The sequence below is a fragment of the Janthinobacterium sp. PSPC3-1 genome, assembly GCF_049896105.1.
Taxonomy (GTDB): Bacteria; Pseudomonadota; Gammaproteobacteria; order Burkholderiales; family Burkholderiaceae_D; genus Janthinobacterium.
Map to the genome: position 1 here is coordinate 90,705 of NZ_JAFCTQ010000008.1, position 21,463 is coordinate 112,167.

Consider the following 21,463-nt stretch of genomic DNA (forward strand, 5'->3'; position numbering starts at 1 on the left):
GTCCTTCATTAAAGCTGCGGTGGCGACAGCGATGGCATCGAGCTGAACAGCGCCGAGGCCAGCTCGGGGAATTGCGTCAGTTCGACCCAGGCCGGCATGCCTTCGCGCCAGACTTTGGTGGCGGCCGGCACGATCTGGCCGGCGCGCACGAATTGCGCAATCTGCTGCGCCGTATACGGTCCTTGCGGCTTGCTGTCGATGCCCAGCATATATTGGTGCTCGACCGGCGCCAGGGACGGCATCGAAGACGGTGCCAGCGTTGCCGCGGCAAACGCCGTCGGCGCCGGTGCAGCCGCAGCTGCTGGTGGCGCAAACAGCGCCTGCAGCGCGCCCGCTTCCAGCATTTCCGGCTTGATGGCGAATTTGAGCCGCGGCAAGCCACTTTCTCCCGGTGGCTGCACTTCCCACTCATGCGCATCGGCGTCCGACTCCGGTATCACATTGGCCCAGAGCTTCAGGTTTTCATACAGCTTTTGCTCCAGCTTGGTGACCTCGGCATCGGTCAGGCCCTTGCGGCGCGCGCTCTCGCGCAGATCGGCGGCGATTTCACGGGCGATGGCATTGCCGAAGCCTTTGTTGTCCAGTTGCACACCACCATTGATCGATACCAGGCGCGGCGTGTACACCTCGTCGGCGTAATAGCTGGCCAGCGCGGCCAGGGCCACCGTTTGTGCCGCATCGAACTCGGCCAGGCGCTCGGCCACGCGCGATTCGATCAGGCCCTGGAAGACATTGTGCAAGCCATTCTGGCGGATCAGGCGCTCGTTGCCGATACGGCGCAAGTCGCCACGCCCCATGGCAAACAGATACTGGCCCAGCGGCACCACTCTTCCGCTGTGGCGCGTCAGGATGCCCAGCATGACGGCCTTCAGGAACAGGCCGAAGTGTTCGGCCATCATGCGGATCTCATCGGTGCTCGGCGAGACCGGATGATTGAACTGGGTGGTATCGATATGCGTATGGATCGGTGCTTTTTCCTCGTCGCTCTCCTTGCGGTAGCTGGTGCGCCAGCCTTCCAGGCCGCGCAGCACCGTCAGCGGCACGCCGGCCAGTTCGCAATAGCAGACAGCGCGCCCGGCGATGCCGGTTTCCACGATCTCGACCTGGCTGCTGGTAATGCCGGCCTGGGTCTGCACGCAGGCATTGATTTCCGCGCCAAACTTGGCCTTGAAGGCCACCGCGCCCGCCACGCCGATCACGCATTTGTACTGGTCGGCCTTGACCGTGAACTCGCCCACCATATTGGCGTCGATCCACGGCATGGCGCAGGCCAGCAGCTTGCGGAAATAATCCTGGCGCCGCGCCGGGTCCATCTGGTCGAGCGCCAGGAATAGCGGGTCGGCCCTGGCCGCCTCCTGGTCGTTGACACCCATGCTGGCCAGGCGGTTTTCCGCCATGCGCTTGACCTTGTTCAATATCTCGCCGCGCTGGGCCACATCGCCCAGCATCGGAAACAGGGTCTTGGAGCCGCCGATGTCCTTGAACGCTTCATCGGCCCAGTCGCGCAAGGTGGCCGCGCTCGGCATGGCGATATCGGCCAGCGTGACGGGCACGACGATGGCGGTCGCATGGTCTTTCTGCAGGTCTTTCTGGACGATGACATTGGCGGTCTGCAGCTGGTTCAGCATGTCCAGCACGGCGGCGCGGCCCAGCTGCAATTCGCCGACCAGGCCATTCCACACGGCCCGGCCTTCGGCATCGACGCCGGTGCGGTTGCCCAGCCAGCGCGAAATGTCGCGCAGCAGCAATACCGCCTCGTCGGCGGCGCGCGCGCGCAGGTGGAACTTGAGCGCATTGGCGATCTCGGTGCGCAGATGGTCCATCACCACGCCGGCCTGTTTCTCGCCGCTGCCGAAGAAGCCGCCGCGGGTCTGTTCCAGGTTGTTCAGCAGGCGCTCGTATTCGCGCGTGCGCACGGCTTCCTTGATTTCGCGATAGCGCTCGGCATTCGTGTCGATCTGCGCGATCAGGCCGCTGCCCGGTGCTTCGATGCGGTCCTTCATCTGTTCGACCAGCGACAGCACATACTCCAGGCCGCCGAATTCCTTGTTATCCAGGTAACCATACAACTGGTCACGCACCACCTGCTTGATATGGCCGAACAGTTCCGCGCGGCGCTTGGCGATGCGGTCTTCGGTGGTGTCGGCGGTGGAATCCTGGTCGCGCACGGCGTCGCGTTCGAGCTGGCGCACGGCGTCGCGCAACTGGGCCGGCCATTCCTTGCGGTCGTAGCCGGTGCGGATCTCGTCGACACGGCGGTTGACGCGCTCTTCCACGCCGGCCAGCAGATTGCCCTGGCGCTCGGCCAGCAGGTCGTCGACCACTTGGAAATCCTCGAAGGCGCCATTCGAGCGCTTCAGTTCGATGCTCTTGTCGGAAAACACGGGGAAGTCGTCGAACGGCACGGCGCGCAAGCCCATGTGCGCGGCCAGGAACTCGTTGCGCTGGCTGTCATTGGCGCGATTCGCGCCGGCGTCGGTGCCGCCCACGCCAAAAAACGCTTTCAGCATGGCGCCGGCCCAGCGGTGGGCGCGTTCATCGCGCGCCGCTTCCTGGCGTGTATCGAGCACGGCCATGCCGAACGAGGAGTAGCGCTGCGAGAAATACAAACGCATGTCGCCGAAGCGGTTCTGCGGCACCGGCGCCTTGTACATCGAATTCTTGTGCTGCGCCTGGTTGACGGCGATCGAGCGCTTGGCGCGCGCGAAGTCGGCCGAGGCAAAATCCTCGAACAGCGAGTCGGCCACCATATGATAGATGTCGTTGACGCTGTCGGTATGCTGCTGGGCCAGGTTGCCCGAGTCGACCAGGAACACTTCGCTGTACGGCACGCGGGCCAGTTTGGGCCGGTCATAGCTGTCCCAGCGGCTCAGGTAATTCTGGTTGCCCATCATTGCCGATTCCAGCTCCATCAGCGCGGCATAACCATTGCCCTCGGTGCGATCCTTGTTGTTGCGGGTAAAGCCGCTCGGCAGGAACAGCATCAGTTCCACGTCCGCATGCTCGACCTCGGTCTCGGCGATCCAGCGCGCCAGGTAGCCCATGTCGAGGAAGGAACCGGAACCGGTGCCGCCGGCCACCGAGCCGACCACCACGATACGGAAGCGGCCCGGCTCCATGCGCAGGCCCAGCTCGCTCAACTGGCGCTCGTGCGACAGGCCGGCCTTCAGGTTCTTCAGCTTCAGGCGGATCTTGTCGCGTACCTTGCTGTATTTGTCGAAGAAATACAGGCGCGACACGGCGCGCACCTGGCCGGCGCCGGCCTGCATGTCGAAGTTCAGGTCGCGGATTTTTTGCGGCGTCAGCGGCAGCCATTCCTTGATGTGCGGATAGCGCTCGAGCGAATCGTCGTCGCGGCCGTACTTGTCGGCGTCAAACGAACCGACGATCTTTTCATCGTCGGTAAATTTCAGCAGGTCGAATTGCAGGTCCTGCGCCTGCGATTCGCCGCTTTCCACCACCGCACCACTGTCCAGGTCGAAGTGTATGAACTGCGCCACCGGAAATTCATCGAGCTTGTCGACCCGCTGGCGCTGGCCCGGGTTGCCCCACAAGGTATTGAGGATGCGCCGGCGCACGCGCATCAGCACCTGCATGCCGGTGCCGCCCACGCCGATGAACAAGGTGGGGCGCAAATCGATGATCTTGTCCTGCTTGCGCTCGCCAGGCGCGGCGGTGGTCTGGTTCAGTGTGTCTGACATGGTGTTTCCTTAACGGGAGTTCGGTGCCGGCGCGGGCAATCAGTTTTTGCTGGAAGTAAATGTGAGCACCAGCGCCACCAGGCCGACCAGCACCAGCGGCCCCATGAACAGGGGCGCCAGGAATTTATGCGAGTTCACGGCCGCCAGCACCACGGCGGTGGCCAGGCTGGCGAGGAAGATGAACAGCCACCAGCCCGAGGCATTGGCCTTGTTCGGCGACACGCGCTTGCCCACCAGGCCGTTGGCATACGCGTTCTTGGCAAAGAAAAAGGCGACGAACAGCACCAGCAGCACGGCGCCGCCGATCAGGGTGTCGCGCGACGAGGTGTCGGTGGCGCCGACCTGGTCCAGCGCGGGCGCGGTCTCGACGCTGGCGGTGGCGGCGGGTGCGGTGGTGGCTGGCGTGGCCGGTGTTGCCGGCTCGGCCGCCGGTGGTGGCAAGGTAAAGCCTGCGTTGTCTTTGGGAGTATCTTGTGCCATCGTCTGCCTCGAAAAAGTAAGGAAAAATACAAAAAAAAGAGCGTATCAAGCCAGTAGCAGCGTATGGCCGTCGGCCACGCGCACGATGGACGGCTTGCCCAGGCCACGCTTGAGTTCGCCGATATCGCGCCCGCCGTCGTCCTTGATGACCACGCTTTTGAACGGCTTGAGCACGACCTGGCGCGCCACGCCGTCGACCACCACGCGGTAGCGCTTGCTGCGCGTGCCGAGCAGGCCGAACAGAACAAATGCCAGCACCAGCAGCAGGATGGCGCCGATGATCAGCAGCACCGGCAGCAGCGGGTACTGGATGCGCACCAGCAGCGGCACCGTGGCCTGCGAGGCGCGCACGCTGTCGGGTGGCGTGAATACTTCCGAGATCGGGTCGCCCGGGAACAGTTCCTGCAGTTCGGTGGCGAAGCCGGTTGACAGCGCCAGGCGCTGGTCCGCCAGGCCCACCGTCGCCGTCATCGGCAACAGCACCTGCTTGCCCATGGCCGACAGGGCCTGGGCCGACCACGGCGACGGAATCTGCGCCATCGGCAAGTCGAAGCGCACTTCGACCGACTGGCTGGCGCCCGGCTGCAAGCCCTTGATGGTATCGGGCGTCACCCGCAGCGGCGCCGGCTGGCCGGCCAGCGCCGCCCGCACCGTGGCGTTGTCGATCACATACGGGAAAAACATGTTTTGCAGCGAAGCCTGCAGCACCACCTGGGGCACCAGGCTGGCCGCCTCCACGTCGAGCACGATGGTGCGGCCATCGCGGCCCAGGCTGGCGTGCACGTTCGGGCTGTTCTTGACCGACTGTGGCACGATGCGCACGGCGTCCTGGTCGACCGGCTTCAGGCGTGCCGGCGCGCGCGTCAGCACTGTCGACAGCCGCCCTTCGGCCTGGATGCGGGTCAAGGCGTCGGCGGCCGGCTGGCCATACGCCAGCGCATACACCATCAGGCCCTTGGCACTGTAGAGCTTGCCCTGCACCGGCATGCGCAAAGGAAACACCAGCGTCTTGGTGATCGATGGCTCCAGGTGCAGCAGACGGTAGAAATCGCGGTTGCGCTCGGCTGTCTGGCTGTCGTTATTGGGGCTGTTCTTGTTATTGGTAAAAATCCACACGATGCCGGACGCCGAACGGAACGGTCCCGTAATGGTTTTCGTCACGGCTTCCTGGAAATCCGTGTCGGCCAGCGCGCCGCCCTTGCCCTTGCGCGCCAGGCCCAGCGGCGCCAGTTGGGCGTTGATGGCGGCCGCGCCGCGCCCTTGTCCCAGCAGCGCGGGCGAGACATTGCCGCCGCTGCTCTGGCTGAAGGCCAACAGGAACAGCTGGTCGTCGGGCGTGCTGGCGGCCTGCGCCACGGCGCCGACCAGGGCTTTCAGCTGCGATTGCTGGTCAGTATAAAACGGCTCCATCCAGCCCGAGTTCTGCACCAGAAAGGCTTGCTGGATGCCGGCCGCCTGCAAGGGAGCGGCCAGCGCCAGCGCCGCGACGGCGCCAAGCATGCGCAAAATCACGCGTTTCATCGGGTTCATGCTTGCAGCTTCCAGCCGTCCATACGATTGAGCAAGGGGTGATACGCCCACAGCGTGCCCTGGTGCGCAAACAGGCGCATGCGCCACGGTTCGGCCACCGAAAACGCGTGGAACGGCAGTTCGCGCACGCCGTCGTCCTGCAGCAGTTGCGCATACATGCGCTCTTCCGAGCGCAGCACGCTGTCGAGGCTGCTGCGGGTTTCAAAGCGCACGCCCAATACGGTCTCGCCCGCTTCCAGCAGCGGCATCACCGACTTGCTGCTGCCACCGTCATTGCCGCGCTCCAGCTCCAGCCACGGCGCGGTTTTCAGCTTGGTGGAAAAGCGGTAATTGAAACTGCCCGAGCACAGGCGCGGCTCCATTGCTTCCACCGTTTCGCCTTGCGTGCCCAGCTTCAGGTACAGATAGCGGTCGGCGACGACGTCAAAGCACAGCTGCCACAGGTCGCCATCGCGCGACAGATAGGGGCAGCCAAAATCGAATTGCGGCTGCAGGCCGGCCGGCCACGGCATCCAGCTGGCCGCCATGCCGCCGTCCTGGCGCTGCTGCAGGCGCAGCTGGCCATGTTCGCACGGCCAGATCACGCTGCGGCCATACGCCACCGGCGCGCTGACACGGCCCAACGACACCGCGCCGTCGAGCACCACTTCCGCGCCCAAGGCATGCTGGGCATCGAGGTTCAGGAAGCGAATCACGCCGTCGGGCCCTTGCAGCGGCGCCCACAGCCGGCCCTGGAACCAGACCGGCGCGGCGGCCGACGGCGCATCGCCGAAATGTTCGACCCGGTAGCTCAGCGAAGGAAGATCGGGCGTGATGCAGGCCAGGCCGTGGCCGCTGGGCACGTACAGGCGGCTGTTCCAGCCGGTGGCCAGTTCGGCCCGCCAGGCCGTCTCGCCCAGCAGGCATTCGGACAGCAGGCCGCCTTGCGAGGATTCCAGCGCCAGCCAGTGCTGCGAACCGGGCAGCCAGCCGTACAGGGAACCCTTGCGCGCGTCCAGCGCCAGCAAGGCCGCGCCGGTGGTGCCGAAGCGGGCCGAGAAAAACGCATGCTCGCCGGGCGGCGGCGTGGGCATCGTGGCGTCGGGATCGGCATTGGCCAGGGAATCGGCAGGCGCGTCGCGCGCCGGGCTGCGCGCCAGCTTGATCGGCACGGCCGTCTGGCGCAGGCCGGTGGCGCCGGGCATGGCGCTGCTGTTGAGCGGGCGCGCGCCAAACGGCGGCAGCCAGGCGCTGGCCTGGCCGGCGGTAGTCGGCGCCTGCAGGGTGGCGCCCGTAAACGGGCTGAAATGAAATTCGGGCGGAAACTGCACCTTGGCGTCGCCGGGCAGGCGCGGCGTGCGCATCAGCTGGCCGATATCGTCGCTGGTCAACCGCGGCGACACCGCCTTGCCTGCGGCACTACGTTCAAATTGCATTCCTGACCGGGCTTCATCGGCAATCCAGACGCCGGACTGCAGCAGCCATTCTCCCGTGGTTTTATGATCCATTGATTTCTTCTGTCGCAAACGATGACCGCCATGGGACGTGGCGTAACAGGAAAGGCGGCACTACGCGCTGCGGCTGATTGATGGGCAGCCTTGGCATGTTGATCATATTACCGCCTTTTTATCCATGAGGAAACATTGGCAATAGCCAAGTTCATGCGCGCGGCGCTACGCCACGCGCCAACACGATAGTATAAACGCAACAGGCACCCGCACAAGCGGCTGTGTGCGCAATGTGGCGCGGCATGATACTGATTGCTTGATACTTATTGCTGGCGCACCTTGCTGAGCAGTTTGGTGGTCGAGCGGTCGTGTTCGAAGTCGATCGCCACGGCCTGGCCGCCATAGGCCAGCACGGCTTTGCCTTCGGGAATCGCCGTCATGTCGTAGTCGCCGCCCTTGACATAGATGCCGGGCTCGATTTCCTGCACCACTTCGAGCGCGCTGTCTTCCGAGAACGGCACCACCAGGCTCACCGATTCGAGCGCGGCCAGCACGGCCATGCGGTCTTCGCAGCTGTTGAGCGGGCGGTCGTCGCCCTTGCCCAGGCGCTTGACGGAGGCGTCGGTATTGATCGCCACCACCAGCGAGGCGCCCAGGGCGCGCGCCTGCGCCAGATAGGTCACGTGACCGCGGTGCAGGATATCGAACACGCCATTGGTCACGACCACCGGTGTCGGCAAGGCCGCGGCGCGCGCCTGCAGGTCCTCGCGGCTGCATAATTTGGTTTCAAAGTCAGGCATGGGCTTCCGTTGTGCAGTAGAGTAAGAGGTGTGCTTCCTCTATTATAGGGGGCGATCCGCTACAATACGCGATCGCCGCGACAGTTTGCCGCGCGCGTCGCTTTCATTCATTGCAAGCGAACACTTCCTGTGTTTCAATCATCTTATGACACTGACTGAACTGAAATATATCGTGGCGGTCGCGCGCGCCAAGCACTTCGGCCATGCCGCCGAAGCCTGCTTCGTTGCCCAGCCGACCCTGTCAGTGGCCATCAAGAAGCTCGAAGACGAGCTCGGCGTGGTGCTGTTCGAACGGGGCGGCGCCGAAATTTCCGTCACGCCGCTGGGTGCGCAAATCATCGCCCAGGCCGAGCGCGTGCTGGAACAGACGGCCGCCATCAAGGAGCTGGCCAAGCAGAACAAGGACCCGCTGGCCGGGCCCTTGCGCCTGGGCGTGATCTACACCATCGGCCCCTACCTGCTGCCGCCGCTGGTAAAAGCGATGATAGACCAGGTGCCGCAGATGCCCTTGATTCTGCAGGAAAATTTCACCGTGCGCCTGCTCGAACTGCTGCGCCAGGGCGAACTGGACGTGGCCATCATGGCCCTGCCCCTGCCCGAACACGGCATGGCCATGCACAATCTGTACGATGAGCCGTTCGTGGTCGCCATGCCGCGCCACCATGCCTGGACGGCGCGCAAGCGCATTGCCGCGCAGGATCTGAAATCGGAAACCATGCTGTTGCTGGGCAACGGCCATTGCTTCCGCGACCAGGTGCTGGAAGTGTGCCCGGAAATGGCGCGCTTTTCCTCGCCCGGCAACGGCATGCAGCGCACCTTTGAGGGGTCATCGCTGGAAACCATCCGCCATATGGTGGCCAGCGGCATCGGCCTGACCGTGCTGCCGCGCGCCTCGGTGCCGGACATGCACGCCGCCGACGGCATGCTGGAATACCGCGAATTCGACGAGCCGGCGCCCTCGCGCCGGGTGGTGATGCTGTGGCGCAAAAGTTTTACGCGCAAGGCCGCCATCGACGCCCTGTGCGCGGCGATTGCCGGCTGCCAGTTGCCCGGTGTCGAGATGCTGCTGACGGAAGAAGCGTAGCGCAACAATAGTACATAAGCATACTATTTGCGATAATCGGCGTTTCTCTTCAACAAGATTGAGTTTCCCATGAACAAGCTGGCGCTGTATTTCCGCCTGATCCGGCTCGACAAGCCGATCGGTACCGTATTGCTGCTGTGGCCGACCCTGTGCGCCTTGTGGCTGGCGCAGCAAGGCGTGCCAGACTGGCGGCTGCTGCTGATCTTCGTGCTCGGCACCTTCCTGATGCGCTCGGCGGGCTGCGCCATCAACGACTACGCCGACCAGGATATCGACAAATTCGTCAAGCGCACGGCCGAGCGGCCGATTACCAGCGGGCGCATCAGCGGCAAGGAGGCGCTGGCCGTGGCCGGCGTGCTGACGGTGGCCGCCTTCTGCCTGATCCTGCCCCTCAATGCGCTGACCAAACAACTGTCGGTGGCGGCCGTGATCATCGCCGCCACCTACCCGTATTTCAAGCGTTTCTTCGCGATTCCGCAAGCCTACCTGGGCATCGCGTTCGGCTTCGGCATTCCGATGGGCTTTGCCGCCATCACGGATTCGGTGCCCCCCGTCGCCTGGCTGCTGCTGGTGGGCAATGTATTCTGGGCCGTGGCCTACGATACGGAATACGCCATGGTCGACCGCGACGACGACCTGAAGATCGGCATCAAGACCTCGGCCATCACCTTCGGGCGTTACGACGTGGCCATCATCATGCTGTGCTATGCCGTATTCCTGCTGCTGTGGCTCGCTTGCGGCTGGTATCTGGGCCTGCGCTACTGGTACGTGGCGGGCCTGCTGGTGGCCGCCGGCTGCGCCGTTTATCACTACACCCTGATACGCGCACGCGAGCGTATGCCGTGTTTTGCCGCATTCCGGCATAATAACTGGCTGGGAGCAGCGGTTTTTGCGGGGGTCGTGCTCGACTTTGCGTTCCGCTAGGCAATCAGTCTTGCGCCTCGGACCTTGTTGAGGCGCCGCAAGACCACCCTGCCGCTGCTGTCTACACTGGTATTTCACTGTGCTTTCACCCACCGATGAGGTAATACATGAGCTCGATACAAACAGGCAAATCCAGCAGCGACAACATCATCGCCGACGCCGGCCAGGCACGCGATAAAGTGATCGGCGACATCAAGGGTGTCATCAACGAAGCCGAAGGCTGGCTCGACAATGCAGGCGGCCAGACCGGCGAAAACATCCGCGCCGTGAAAGAAAAATTCATTGCCACTCTCGAGACGGCAAAGAAAGATCTGATCAAACTGGAAGAAGACGTGGTCGACCGCACCAAGAAGGCCGCCAAGGCCACCGACGAATACGTGCAGGACAATCCGTGGAAAGCGGTCGGTGCCGGCGCCGTCGTCGGCGTGCTGTTCGGCCTGCTGCTGGCCTCGTCGCGCCGCTAGTTCCCCGTACCATCCGGGCGGCCTGGCCGCCTGCATTTCGACACGAAAGGCAGTTCATGGCTATCGTTCAACATGCTGCCCGCGTCGCGGCGACCCTGGCCGCCATCATCCAGACCCGCTTGAAACTGGCGGCGGTGGAGATGGAAGAAGAGTCGCTGCGCTACCTGACCTACCTGGGCCTGGCGATGCTGGCCCTGCTGCTGTTGTTTGTCGGCCTGGTGTTGCTGGTGTTTCTCGTCATCGTCATCTTCTGGGACACGCACCGCATCGGCGCCATCGCCATTTCATCGACCTTCTTTATCGTTGCCGCCATCGCCACCCTGGTCGGCGTACGCGCCAGCTTTCGCAACAAGCCCAAGCTGCTGTCGTTCACCATGGATGAGCTGAGCAAGGACCTCGACGCCCTGCACCATCTGGCCAAGCACGAATCGGAGCAGCCATGAGTCACGAGTCCCATCCCCCTCTCAAGATCAAGCCGAGCGCCAGGCAGCGGCGCGACGCGCTGCTGGCCGAATGCGCGCTGCAGCGCACGGCGCTGGGCTTGCAGACGCAGTTGCTGCTGGAACCTTTGAGCGGCGGCAATCTGCGCCACACCATCATGGCGCGCGTGAAAAAACCGCTGCTGGTGGGCGCCGCCGTGCTGGGCCTGATGTTGCTGCGCCCGCGCCGCACCTTGCCGCTGCTGCTCAAGGCATTCAGGCTGCTGCGGCACGCCAAGGTCGCCCTGCCCGTGATCCGCAGCGTGCTGCAGCGGATGGACAGGCAACGCGCCCAACACCTTGCAAAATAAATTTTCCCCGCCTGCATCCAAACGGCGCGCCCGTGGGTAGTACTGGTATCAGCCAACCGGTTGAACCATACTTTCAGGAGCCTGCCATGCACATCACTACCATCGCCATTCCCTTGTCCGCCCTGCTGCTGACGGCCTGCGCGCCGATGGCCGCGCGCTACTCGCAAGACGCCCTGCCCGCCACCGTGCAAGTACCGGCCGGCCACCAGGTGGCCATGCAGACCGTCGGCGTCGGCAAGATCGCCTATGAATGCAAGGCCAAGAAAGACATGAGCGGCCACGAATGGGTATTCGGCGGCCCGGACGCGGTGCTCAATGACCGCGGCGGCATGCAGGTCGGCACCTATGTCGGCCCACCGGCCACCTGGGCCAACCGCGATGGTTCGGCCGTGACGGCCACCCAGGTGGCGGTGGCGCCCGCCGGCGCCGGCAATATTCCGTATCAGCTGGTGAAAGCCAATCCGGCCACCGGCAGCGGCGCCATGCAGGGCGTCAGCTATATCCAGCGGGTGGCCACCCAGGGCGGCGTGACGCCGATGTCCGCTTGCAGCGCCAGCAATCTGGGCGCCAAGCAATGGGTGCCCTACCAGGCCGATTATATTTTCTGGAAAGCTGCCTGAACGGTTGAAACATGACGGTTGGCAAGCTATTTTCTGGCCTATAATCCATTGAAAACTTGCCAACCCACCGATAGCCGCCACCTTGCCTACACCAGCCGCCACCTACGACTACGACGCCGCCCTGCGCGCCTGCGCGCGCGGCGAACAGCAGGCCCTGCAGGCCTTGTACCAGCAGGAAAGCCGTTACCTGCTGGGCGTGGCGCTGCGCATCGTGCGCCAGCGAGCGCTGGCCGAAGACGTGCTGCACGACGCCTTTCTCAGCATCTGGCGCCGCGCCGGCAGTTTCGACGCCACGCGCGGCAGCGGCAAGGGCTGGATCTACGTGGTGGTGCGGCATCAGGCGCTGAACGTGGCGCGTGCGCGCGCCCATGAAATATCGGCCGACGAGGATACCGTGGAAAACCTGCTGCATGCACGCCAGGATGATGAACCAGCCGATGCCTACGCCCTGCAAGCGAACATGGGCAAGCTGCACGATTGCCTGGGCCACCTTGACGAGTCCAAGCGCAACTGCATCCTGTACGCCTATGTCGACGGCTGCTCGCACAGCGAAATCGCCCAGCGGGTGGCGTCGCCCTTGGGTACCGTGAAAGCCTGGGTCAAGCGCGGCCTGGCCAGCTTGCGGGAGTGCATGGGATGAATACGCCGGATTTGCCGATGAGCGACGAAGAACTGCAACGCCTGGCCAGCGAATATGTGCTGGGCACCCTTGAAACGCATGAACGCAGCGAAGTCGAACAGCGCTTGCCGCGCGACGCCCTGCTGCGCGACGCCGTCGACAGCTGGGAACGGCGGCTGCTGCCATTGACCGCGCTGGCGCCGCCGGCCGAACCGTCGCCCCAGCTGTGGCCACGCATCGCCTCGACCCTGTTCACGCCAAACGCCGTGCGGCAGGCCGGCGGCTGGCAAGCCTGGTGGAACAGCCTGGCGTTCTGGCGGATACTGGCCGGCGGCGGCCTGGCAACCGCCGCCGCGCTGGCCGTGATGGTGACCATGCAATTTCAGGCACCAAGCGGCCCCGGCTACCTGGTGGTGCTGGTCGCGCCGCAGGACAAGGCGCCCGGCTGGATCGTCCAGGCCGGCAACAGGAACGGCCGCGACCTGAGCCTGATTCCGCTCGGGCCGACCGCCGTGCCGCAACAAAAATCCCTGCAGTTCTGGACCAAGGGCAAGGACTGGGGCGCACCCGTCTCGCTGGGCCTGGTGCAGCCGGGCCAGACACTCAAGCTGAATCTCGACAAGCTGCCGCCGATGCAGGCCGAACAGCTGTTTGAAATCACCCTGGAGCCGGAAACAGGCTCGCCGACGGGCCGGCCGACCGGCCCGATCCTGTATATCGGCCGCGCCGTGAAGGTGATGTAGAAAACATCTCACCAAACCTGCAGTTTCCTGGGCGATGCGAGTGGTGTCTGTCGCCCGGAACCGGAGCTTTGATACATGCTTATCTCGACTGCCATTCCCCTGCGATCGGGGCGGAGCATCGCGCGATGGCCCCCCTGCCCGTCTCGATGATCGTCAATACATGTTGAACGGTTATCTCAAGTTCATCCTGGTTGCAAAAATACTCGGCAAGCTTACCGGCAACTACATATGAAGAACAGTTAAAACCATCTTCGATATCGTTGAACCAGATCACCCTGTTGCCGATGATGGCCACCACCCAAAAGCCACCACCAACTGTGCCATACGTTTGTTCGATCCACTTTTCAGGAAGAATTTTGATGGTTTCCCACAGGCGCAGGACCTGAAGGTTCATTCGGCCTTCCGCACTGATGATCTTGTCCCACAATCCGGCCTCTGAAATCGGTGCCCAATCCATTATCTCTCCAATGACTGCCCTTGGCCGTTCGCAGCCCAAACTTGACCCGTAAAAATTCGTTCTTTCAATACCGTGAACCTGGTCTCTCCCGCTACCGATTCTATGGACCAAGGCTTCTCAGTGCTCACCCGTACCAGGCTACGTCCCAGTTTATCAACCCATTCCTCTTCAATGACGCAGCCGATGTGCCCGAGGTGGGGGTAATGGCTCTCGGACATTAACTCCCCAGTGCTGACGACAGGTCCTTTTTCGACGAATTCATGTCGTACGCCGTCAGCATCGGTAAGCACGCATGCTACCCATATCGGAAAGTGGTCGTCAACAACGCGCTCTATCTGCACTAGCAAACTCATCATTGGTCGTATCCACGTCTATACACTCTATTTTTAAAGTTTGCGTCCGACTTTATTGTTCGTCCACAGCGCCCCACAGCCGCTAGCCACGGTGTTGTCAGGTGCTTTTATTTCCCCAGCTCTTCACCCAGTTCACGTCCGCGCGCCGCCGCTGCCTTGATGCCCCTGACGATGGCCGCCTTGACGCCGCTCTCTTCCATGCTGGTGAGCGCTGCGTACGTCGTTCCGCCTTTCGAGGTGACGCGCTCGCGCAGCACCGAGGCCGGCTCGCTGGAGTTGGCGGCCAGTTGCGCCGCGCCCGTAAAGGTGGCGATCGCCAGCTGCGTACCCTGCTCGTCGCTCAAACCCAGCTCGCGCGCCGCCTGCTGCATCGCTTCGATAAAGTAGAACACATAGGCCGGGCCGCTGCCCGAAATCGCCGTCACCGGATCGATCTTTTCTTCATTGTCGAGCCAGACGGTGGTGCCGACCGCCGCCAGGATGGCGTCGGCCTGCGCTCTCTGCGCGGCACTGACGCCGCTGCTGGCCACCATGCCGGTAATGCCCATGCCGATCAGCGCCGGCGTGTTCGGCATGCAGCGCACGATGGCAGGGTAATCACCGAGCCAGCGCGCCAGGTCGACACTGCGGATGCCGGCGGCGATCGTCAGCACCAGCGGCGCCTTGGCCGTATCGAGAAACGGCAGCAGCTGGGCCGCCACTTCGCGCATGCTCTGCGGTTTCACGGCCAGCACGATCACGTCGGCCGCGCGCAGCGCATCATCGGCCGCAGCCGCGGTGGTGACGCCAAACTGCGTGTTTAACTTTTCCAGCGCCGGCGCATGCGGATCGATCACGTGGATGTTGCTGCCCGCCGTGAGTTTCCCCGCCAGGCCGGCGATCAGGGCCGCCGCCATATTGCCGCCGCCTACAAATGCTATCTTCAACGCTTGCGTCATGGTCATACTTTCAATGAAGGTCAGGAATAATTACGTGAACCGAAGATGGCGCTGCCGACCCGCACGATGGTCGCGCCTTCCAGCACGGCCGCCTGCAGGTCGGACGACATGCCCATCGACAGGGTATCGAGCGCCAGGCCGTCGGCGCGCAGTTGCTCATACAGGGAACGCAGCTGCGCAAACGCGGCGCGCTGCAAGGCCGGATCGGTCTGCGGTTCGGGAATTGCCATCAGGCCGCGCAGGCGCAGCTTCGGCAGTTGCGCCACGGCGCGCGCCAGCGCTGGCAGTTCTTCCGGCGATACGCCGCTCTTACTCGCTTCGCCGCTGATATTGACCTGCAGGCAGATATTCAAGTCGGCCATGCCTGCCGGGCGCTGCTCGGACAGGCGGGCGGCGATCTTTTCGCGCTCGACCGTATGCACCCAGTCGAAATGCTCGGCGATGGGCCGCGTCTTGTTGCTCTGGATCGGGCCGATAAAGTGCCATTCGATGGCCGCTTGCGGCAGGGCCAGCCTGGCGGCGGCGATCTTGTCGAGCGCTTCCTGCAGATAGTTTTCGCCAAACGCCGTCTGGCCGGCGGCCGCCGCCGCCAGCACGGCGTCAACGCCAAAGGTCTTGGAGACGGCCAGCAGGGTGACCGCATCGGCCGGGCGCTGCGCTTCTGCGGCCGCTTGCGCAATACTGCGCCGCACGGCTTGCAAGTTCTGTTCGATTGTGGACATAATCATTTTCTAGTGGGCGGGCGTTGACGCGGCATGCGCGCGGCGCCCTTTATTGCAGGCACAGGGATTATAAATGGACATTTCCGAACTACTCGCATTCTCCGTCAAGAACAAGGCTTCCGACTTGCACCTGTCCGCCGGCCTGCCGCCGATGATACGGGTCAATGGCGACGTGCGCCGCCTGAACGTGGCGGCGCTCGAGCACAAGGAAGTGCACGGCATGATCTATGACATCATGAACGACGGCCAGCGCAAGGCCTACGAAGAAGCGCTCGAATGCGATTTTTCGTTCGAGATTCCTGGCCTGGCGCGCTTCCGGGTCAATGCCTACAACCAGGAACGGGGCGCCTCGGCCGTGCTGCGCACGATTCCGTCGAAGGTGCTGAGCCTGGAAGAGCTGAACGCGCCGCGCATCTTCGGCGAGCTGGCGATGCGCCCGCGCGGCCTGGTGCTGGTGACGGGACCGACCGGTTCCGGCAAGTCGACCACCCTGGCGGCGATGGTCAATCACGTCAATGAACGGCTGAACCACCACATTCTGACCATCGAAGACCCGATCGAATTCGTGCACGAGCCGAAAAAATGCCTGATCAACCAGCGCGAAGTGGGCCAGCACACGCATTCGTTCAGCAATGCGCTGCGCTCGGCGCTGCGCGAGGATCCGGACGTGATACTGGTCGGCGAGCTGCGCGACCTGGAAACCATCCGCCTGGCGCTGACAGCGGCCGAGACGGGCCACCTGGTGTTCGGCACCCTGCACACCTCGTCGGCGGCCAAGACCATCGACCGCATCATCGACGTGTTCCCGGCCGAGGAAAAGGAAATGGTACGCACCATGCTGTCCGAATCGCTGCAGGCGGTGATCGCGCAAAACCTGCTGAAAACCAAGGATGGCACGAGCCGCGTGGCGGCCCATGAAATCATGCTGACCACGCCGGCGATCCGCAACCTGATCCGCGAAGCGAAAGTGGCGCAGATGTATTCGGCGATCCAGACCGGCAGCAACGTCGGCATGCAGACGCTGGACCAGTGCCTGACGGACCTGGTGCGGCGCGGCGCGATTTCGTCCGAGACGGCGCGTTCGGCCGCCAAGTCGCCTGAAAACTTCCCGGGATAAGCCATGACCCTCAGCGACAATACCGGCGCCATCCACGCGCTGCTGGCGCAGATGCGCGCGCGCGGCGGCTCGGACCTGTTCATCACGGCCGGTTTTCCGCCGGCCATCAAGCTCGACGGCAAGCTGACGCCGCTGTCATCGACGCCGCTCGACGCGGCGCAAGCGGCCGGCCATGTGCGCGCGCTGATGAACGACAAGCAGGTGCAAAGCTTTGAAGCGAGCAATGAAGCGAACTTCGCCATCAGCCCCGAGGGCCTGGGGCGCTTTCGCGTCTCGGCCTTCGTACAACTGGGCCAGGCGGGCATGGTGCTGCGCACGATCAATACCGCGATTCCCGAGCTGGGCAAGCTGGGCCTGCCCGCCATTTTGCAGGACGTGGTGATGAGCAAGCGCGGCCTGGTGATCATGGTGGGCGCCACCGGCTGCGGCAAGTCGACCACCCTGGCGGCCATGCTTGGCCACCGCAATGCCAACAGCCACGGCCATATCATCACCATCGAAGATCCGGTGGAATTCATCCATCCGCACGGCAACTGCATCGTCACCCAGCGCGAAGTGGGGGTCGATACGGAAGACTGGGGCACGGCCCTGAAAAACACCTTGCGCCAGGCACCCGACGTGATCCAGATCGGCGAAATCCGCGACCGCGAAACCATGGATCACGCGATCGCGTTTGCCGAAACAGGCCATCTGTGCCTGGCCACCCTGCACGCCAACAACGCCAACCAGGCGCTGGACCGCATCATCAACTTCTTTCCCGAAGAGCGGCGCCAGCAACTGCTGATGGATTTGTCGCTGAACCTGAAGGGCCTGATCTCGCAGCGGCTGGTGCCGAACAAGGATGGCGGCGGGCGCAAGGTGGCGATGGAGATACTGCTCAATTCGCCGCTGATGAGCGACCTGATCTTCAAGGGCCAGGTGCACGAGATCAAGGAGCTGATGAAAAAATCGCGCGAGCTGGGCATGCAGACCTTCGACCAGGCCCTGTTCGACCTGCACGAAGCAGACCAGATCAGCTATGAAGACGCCTTGCGCAATGCCGATTCCGTCAATGACTTGCGGCTGTCCATCAAGCTCAACGGCAAGGCGGCCCATGCGCGCGGAGCGGACAACGCCAGCACGGGCGGCAGCTCTCTGGGACTGCTGTAGCAGAAATCCGCCGTGAAATTTGCATTGACTTTAAACAACAAACATGCAAATTTCTTACAGTTAATTTTTTTTTAGCTTGGCGTCCGATATCTGTTCCTGACGGCACTATTCGGTGATAATGTTTGCTAAATTATTCACGGATATCGATACGGAACGATGCCAGTCTTCGGGAACATTTTATCGTCATGGTCGCGGATGGGGACGTATTCCCGCTGGTTCCTGCCCATTTTCTTGCTGATACTGGCCGTCTCCGCCGTGCGTTACCATACCCTGCTGACGACGGAAACGGCGCAAGCGGACGCGCGCTACCGCAGCGAGGCGCGCCAGCTCAATCTGTACCTGGCCAACACCGTGCTGCCGCTATCGGTGCGCACCGATGGCGCCAGCGTGCAGCAGGTGCTGCGCACCGCCCTGCCCCTGAACCGCAACCTGGCCGCCATCGCCTGGCATGGCGGCGGCGGCGCGCGCATCGAAGTGCTGGCCGACAGCCAGCCTGGCCCAGCGCCAGACGAGCAGGTGCCGGCGTGGTTTGCCCGGCTGGCCGGCATGCGGCCGATCCACAACCGCCTGCAAGTATCGCTGCCCGGCGGCAGCGATGGCGTGCTGGAACTGCAGTACACGCCCGACCTGCCGCTGCTGCAGGTGTGGCAGGCCGTGCGCCAGCAAGCGATGCTGAGCGCCTTCAATATCGCCCTGATCCTCGTACTGCTGGGCTTGCTGCTGGCGTCCCACCGCAAGCTGCTGGCGCGGCTGGCGCAAGTCATCGAGCGCCTGCGCGGCGGCGACTTCACGGTGCGCATGGCGGCCGGCGCCACGCCGGAAGCGCAACACCTGTCGCGCGCCTTCAATGGCATGGTGGGCGACGTGGGCGAGATGCTCACCTCGCTGCAGGCGAGCCGGCAGCAGCTGGGCGCGCAGCTGACGGAAACCGTGCACATGCAGCAGGTGCTGCAAAAAATGTCCTGGCAAAACTACCATGACGTGCTGACCGGCCTGCCCAACCGCGCCGCGCTGGCGGCCCGCTTTGAACAGGAACTGTTCCTGGCGCGCGAACGCCAGCGCCTGATGGCCGTGTGCCTGTTCGATCTCGACCACTTCCAGGCCATCAATGACCGCTACGGCGCCGAAGCGGGCGACGACCTGCTCAAGCAGGTGGCCGGCCGCCTGCACGAGTTCACCGGCAAGTCGCATTATGCGGCGCGCCTGGGCGGCGACGAATTCGTGCTGCTGCTGTGCGGCCAGGCCAGCGTGGACAGCATCGAGCAGCAGCTGCAGGTGCTGATGCGCGAACTGAGCCTGCCCTACCAGTGCGACCAGCAAGCCGTGCAGCTGACGGCCAGCGCCGGCATCGCCGTCTACGCGGGCAAGGACATGAACGCGGAAAGCCTGCTGCGCCACGCCGACCATGCCGTCTACCAGGCCAAGCTGACGGGGCGCAACCAGTATCACTTCTTCGACAGCCACCTCGACGAGGAAGTGCGCACCCACCATAACCAGCGCACCGAGGTGCGCCACGCGCTGATCAACGGCGAACTGCGCCTGCACTACCAGCCCAAGGTCAACATGCGCACCGGCGCCGTGGTAGGCATGGAAGCGCTGCTGCGCTGGCAGCATGCGCAGCGCGGCCTGCTGGCGCCGGCGCAGTTCCTGCCGCTGGTCGAGCAAACCGACCTGATCATCGATATCGGCGAATGGGTGCTGCGCCAGGCGCTGTGGCAGATGCAGCGCTGGGGCGCCGTCGGCCGGCAGTGGGTGGTCAGCGTGAATATCGCGGCGCGCCACTTCCAGCAGCCCGATTTCGTGCTGCGCCTGAAAACCATCCTCGGCGAATTTCCCGGCGTGCGCGCCAGCATGCTGGAAATCGAAATCCTCGAATCATCGGCCCTGCACGATGTCGAACACGTGCGCCGCATCATCCGCGCCTGCCAGGCGCTGGGCATCACGTTTGCGCTCGATGATTTCGGCACCGGCTATTCCTCGATGTCCTACCTGAAGCGCCTGCCGGCCAACATCATCAAGATCGACCAGAGCTTCGTGCACAATATGCTCAACGACCGCGACGACCTGCACCTGGTGCGCGCCGTGATCGGCCTGGCCCGCTCGTTCCAGCTGACGGTGATCGCCGAAGGGGTGGAAAGCATCGCCCACGGCGAGCGCCTGATCGAGCTGGGCTGCGACCTGGCGCAAGGCTACGGCATCGCCCGCCCGATGCCGGCCGACGCCGTGCCGGACTGGGCCAACAACTATGTCGCGCCGCCGCAATGGCGCGCCGCAAAATACACGGAAGACCAGATCTAGGAGGATTTGTTCAAGGCCGCATCGATCAGTTCGATCCAGTGCCGCACAGGCACCTCGGTACCCGACTGCAAATGGCTGAGGCAGCCGATATTGGCCGACACGATCACGTCCGGCGCGCACGCTTCCAGTGCGGCCACCTTGTTGTCGCGCAGCTGCTGCGACAGCGCCGGCTGCAGGATGGAATAGGTGCCGGCCGAGCCACAGCACAAATGGCTGTCGGCGCACAGGCGCACATCGACGCCAACCGCGCGCAGCACCTGCTCGACCCTGCCGCGGATCTGCTGGCCATGCTGCAAGGTGCAGGGCGGGTGGTACACCACGCGCCCGGTGATGCGGCCTTTTACCAGCGCCGCCAGTTCCGCCTCGAAAGCCGGCAGGATTTCGCACAGGTCACGCGCCAGCTGCGCAATGCGCTGCGCCTTGGCGGCGTAGCGCGCATCGTGCGCCAGCAGGTGGCCATATTCCTTGACGGTGGCGCCGCAGCCCGAGGCCGTCATGACGATCGCCTCGGCCGTTTCCACATGCGGCCACCAGGCGTCGATATTGCGGCGCATGTCGTCCAGCGCCGCCTCCTGCTCATTCAAGTGATGGCGCAGCGCGCCGCAGCAGCCGGCTTTCGCCACATTGATCAGCTGCACGCCCAAGGCATCGAGCACGCGCGCCGTGGCCGCATTGATATTCGGTGACATGGCCGGCTGCACGCAGCCGTCCAGCACCAGCATGGTGCGCGCGTGGCTGCGCGCCGGCCAGCGGCCCGGTGCCGCGCCGGGCCGCAATTTGTCCTGCAGGCCTTTTGACAGCAGCGGGCGCAGCGCCTGGCCCGCCTTGTAGACCGGCGTAAACAACCAGCGGCGCGGCAAGGCTTCCTTCAGGGCAAAGCGCAGCGCGCGCTCGCGCAAGGGACGCTGCACGCGCTGCTCAACCACGTTGCGGCCGATATCGACCAGGCGGCCGTACTGCACCCCCGAGGGACAGGTCGATTCGCAATTGCGGCAGGTCAGGCAGCGGTCCAGATGGGTCTGGGTTTTCTGCGTGACGGCTGCGCCTTCGAGTACCTGCTTGATCAGGTAGATGCGGCCGCGCGGGCCATCGAGCTCGTCTCCCAGCAGTTGATAAGTGGGACAGGTGGCGGTGCAAAAGCCGCAATGCACGCAGGCACGCAGGATGGCTTCGGCTTCGTCGCCGGCCGGCGTATTCTTGATAAAGTCGGCAAGATTGGTTTGCATGGCGTCTCAGTCTGTTCTTCA

20 protein-coding genes are annotated in these 21,463 nt (G+C 63.9%); 11 read left to right on the plus strand and 9 right to left on the minus strand.

Features of this window, described 5'->3' with window-relative positions; all coding sequences use genetic code 11:
• Positions 1–8 precede the first annotated feature (8 nt).
• From ACP7B7_RS11130 to rfaE2, 5 genes are all read right to left on the minus strand, one after another.
• The gene (locus tag ACP7B7_RS11130) at positions 9–3,701 is read right to left on the minus strand and encodes a tubulin-like doman-containing protein (protein WP_426076707.1); all 3,693 of its coding nucleotides are present in this window, start codon (positions 3,699–3,701) and stop codon (positions 9–11) included.
• Between the two features lie 39 nt (positions 3,702–3,740).
• Complete coding sequence (locus ACP7B7_RS11135; RefSeq protein ID WP_426076708.1) at positions 3,741–4,181, minus strand: hypothetical protein; 441 nt, start codon at positions 4,179–4,181, stop codon at positions 3,741–3,743.
• Positions 4,182–4,226: 45 nt separating this feature from the next.
• Complete coding sequence (locus ACP7B7_RS11140; RefSeq protein WP_426076709.1) at positions 4,227–5,711, minus strand: hypothetical protein; 1,485 nt, start codon at positions 5,709–5,711, stop codon at positions 4,227–4,229.
• Positions 5,708–7,198, minus strand: coding sequence for a hypothetical protein (locus ACP7B7_RS11145; RefSeq protein WP_426076710.1), 1,491 nt, complete (start codon positions 7,196–7,198; stop codon positions 5,708–5,710). The genes ACP7B7_RS11140 and ACP7B7_RS11145 overlap by 4 nt, the downstream gene beginning before the upstream one ends.
• Positions 7,199–7,461: 263 nt before the next feature.
• Positions 7,462–7,938: a D-glycero-beta-D-manno-heptose 1-phosphate adenylyltransferase gene (rfaE2, locus tag ACP7B7_RS11150; RefSeq protein ID WP_308923900.1), complete on the minus strand. Its 477-nt coding sequence runs from the start codon at positions 7,936–7,938 to the stop codon at positions 7,462–7,464.
• 145 nt (positions 7,939–8,083) lie between these two features.
• Here rfaE2 and ACP7B7_RS11155 point away from each other — a divergent pair, with 145 nt between their 5' ends.
• The 8 genes from ACP7B7_RS11155 to ACP7B7_RS11190 all read left to right on the plus strand — a co-directional run bounded on the left by ACP7B7_RS11155 (position 8,084) and on the right by ACP7B7_RS11190 (position 13,182).
• A complete protein-coding gene (locus ACP7B7_RS11155) occupies positions 8,084–9,022 on the plus strand; it encodes a LysR substrate-binding domain-containing protein (protein WP_426076711.1) in 939 nt (312 codons plus the stop codon).
• Positions 9,023–9,091: 69 nt separating this feature from the next.
• The gene (gene ubiA / locus ACP7B7_RS11160; RefSeq protein WP_308923898.1) at positions 9,092–9,946 is read left to right on the plus strand and encodes a 4-hydroxybenzoate octaprenyltransferase; all 855 of its coding nucleotides are present in this window, start codon (positions 9,092–9,094) and stop codon (positions 9,944–9,946) included.
• 107 nt (positions 9,947–10,053) lie between these two features.
• Entirely contained in the window at positions 10,054–10,410 is a 357-nt protein-coding gene (locus tag ACP7B7_RS11165) for a glycine zipper domain-containing protein (RefSeq protein ID WP_308923897.1), read from the plus strand.
• 56 nt (positions 10,411–10,466) lie between these two features.
• Positions 10,467–10,853: a phage holin family protein gene (locus ACP7B7_RS11170; RefSeq protein WP_426076712.1), complete on the plus strand. Its 387-nt coding sequence runs from the start codon at positions 10,467–10,469 to the stop codon at positions 10,851–10,853.
• The gene (locus ACP7B7_RS11175) at positions 10,850–11,200 is read left to right on the plus strand and encodes a hypothetical protein (RefSeq protein ID WP_426076713.1); all 351 of its coding nucleotides are present in this window, start codon (positions 10,850–10,852) and stop codon (positions 11,198–11,200) included. Before ACP7B7_RS11170 ends, ACP7B7_RS11175 begins: the two co-directional genes overlap by 4 nt.
• Positions 11,201–11,286: 86 nt before the next feature.
• Positions 11,287–11,820 carry a DUF3455 domain-containing protein gene (locus ACP7B7_RS11180; RefSeq protein WP_426076714.1) on the plus strand — a complete coding sequence of 178 codons (534 nt, stop codon included), beginning with the start codon at positions 11,287–11,289 and terminating at the stop codon, positions 11,818–11,820.
• A gap of 82 nt (positions 11,821–11,902) precedes the next feature.
• Positions 11,903–12,460 carry a sigma-70 family RNA polymerase sigma factor gene (locus tag ACP7B7_RS11185; RefSeq protein WP_308923893.1) on the plus strand — a complete coding sequence of 186 codons (558 nt, stop codon included), beginning with the start codon at positions 11,903–11,905 and terminating at the stop codon, positions 12,458–12,460.
• On the plus strand, positions 12,457–13,182 hold the full coding sequence (locus tag ACP7B7_RS11190; protein ID WP_426076715.1) for an anti-sigma factor: 726 nt from the start codon (positions 12,457–12,459) through the stop codon (positions 13,180–13,182). Before ACP7B7_RS11185 ends, ACP7B7_RS11190 begins: the two co-directional genes overlap by 4 nt.
• Before the next feature lie 79 nt (positions 13,183–13,261).
• On the opposite strand, the gene ACP7B7_RS11195 is transcribed toward ACP7B7_RS11190, so the two are convergent.
• The 3 genes from ACP7B7_RS11195 to ACP7B7_RS11205 form a co-directional block, all read right to left on the minus strand.
• Entirely contained in the window at positions 13,262–13,639 is a 378-nt protein-coding gene (locus ACP7B7_RS11195; RefSeq protein WP_426076716.1) for a hypothetical protein, read from the minus strand.
• 460 nt (positions 13,640–14,099) lie between these two features.
• Positions 14,100–14,930, minus strand: coding sequence for a pyrroline-5-carboxylate reductase (gene proC / locus ACP7B7_RS11200; RefSeq protein WP_426076717.1), 831 nt, complete (start codon positions 14,928–14,930; stop codon positions 14,100–14,102).
• Between the two features lie 20 nt (positions 14,931–14,950).
• Positions 14,951–15,652: a YggS family pyridoxal phosphate-dependent enzyme gene (locus ACP7B7_RS11205; RefSeq protein ID WP_426076718.1), complete on the minus strand. Its 702-nt coding sequence runs from the start codon at positions 15,650–15,652 to the stop codon at positions 14,951–14,953.
• Positions 15,653–15,725: 73 nt separating this feature from the next.
• Between ACP7B7_RS11205 and ACP7B7_RS11210 the strand changes: the two genes are divergently transcribed.
• From ACP7B7_RS11210 to ACP7B7_RS11220, 3 genes are all read left to right on the plus strand, one after another.
• Positions 15,726–16,769: a type IV pilus twitching motility protein PilT gene (locus ACP7B7_RS11210; protein ID WP_426076719.1), complete on the plus strand. Its 1,044-nt coding sequence runs from the start codon at positions 15,726–15,728 to the stop codon at positions 16,767–16,769.
• Between the two features lie 3 nt (positions 16,770–16,772).
• Positions 16,773–17,918 (plus strand): PilT/PilU family type 4a pilus ATPase, encoded by a 1,146-nt coding sequence (locus ACP7B7_RS11215; protein ID WP_426076720.1) that lies wholly within the window; start codon positions 16,773–16,775, stop codon positions 17,916–17,918.
• A gap of 195 nt (positions 17,919–18,113) precedes the next feature.
• Positions 18,114–20,216, plus strand: coding sequence for a putative bifunctional diguanylate cyclase/phosphodiesterase (locus ACP7B7_RS11220; RefSeq protein ID WP_426076721.1), 2,103 nt, complete (start codon positions 18,114–18,116; stop codon positions 20,214–20,216).
• On the opposite strand, the gene glcF is transcribed toward ACP7B7_RS11220, so the two are convergent.
• Entirely contained in the window at positions 20,213–21,442 is a 1,230-nt protein-coding gene (gene glcF, locus ACP7B7_RS11225) for a glycolate oxidase subunit GlcF (RefSeq protein ID WP_426076722.1), read from the minus strand. The two genes, ACP7B7_RS11220 and glcF, sit on opposite strands and share 4 nt — an antisense overlap.
• Between the last annotated feature and the right edge of the window lie 21 nt (positions 21,443–21,463).